Raw genomic sequence first — 603 nt, 5'->3', positions numbered from 1 at the left:
CGTCGGACAGCAGCTGGGCCAGCGGCACGTCGACGAAGGCGGGATCGCCGTAGTAGGCCTCGCGGTCGGCGAAGGCCAGCTTCATGGCCTCGGTGACGCGGTGCACGAACTCGGCGCTGGTCGGGCCGACGCCGGCCAGGTCCATGTCCTTGAGCAGCGCCAGGGTCTGCAGGAACACCGGCCCCTGGCTCCAGGCGCCCGCCTTGGCCACGGTGTAGCCGTGGTAGTCATAGGTGGCGGGCTGGTCGTAGCTGGCGGACCAGCCGGCCAGGTCGTCGGCGGTGATCACGCCGCGATGGCGTTCGCCGCTTTCGTCCATGACCTCGTTGCCGCGCGCGAACTTGTCGATCGCCTCGGCGACGAAGCCGCGGTAGAAGGCGTCGCGGGCCGCCTCGATCTGGCGCTCGCGGTCGCCGCCGGCCTGTTCGGCGGCCTGCAGCACGCGGGTCCAGGTGGCGGCCAGCGCCGGGTTGCGGAACAGCTTGCGGGCCTCGGGCACGTTGCCGCCGGGCAGGTAGACCTGCGCGGTGGTGGGCCAGTGGGCCTGGAAGAAGTCCTTCAGGCCGGCGATGGTGTTGGAGATGCGCGGCATCAGCGCGTGGC

1 protein-coding gene is annotated in these 603 nt (G+C 71.6%); it reads right to left on the bottom strand.

Annotated features, from left to right (window positions below):
* On the bottom strand, positions 1–603 hold a 603-nt coding region (locus BI327_RS40985), incomplete at both ends, for a gamma-glutamyltransferase (RefSeq protein WP_174683080.1).

This window comes from Bradyrhizobium mercantei, from assembly GCF_001982635.1.
Classification (GTDB): Bacteria; Pseudomonadota; Alphaproteobacteria; order Rhizobiales; family Xanthobacteraceae; genus Bradyrhizobium; species Bradyrhizobium mercantei.
This window is presented reverse-complemented; position numbering and strand designations above follow the sequence as displayed.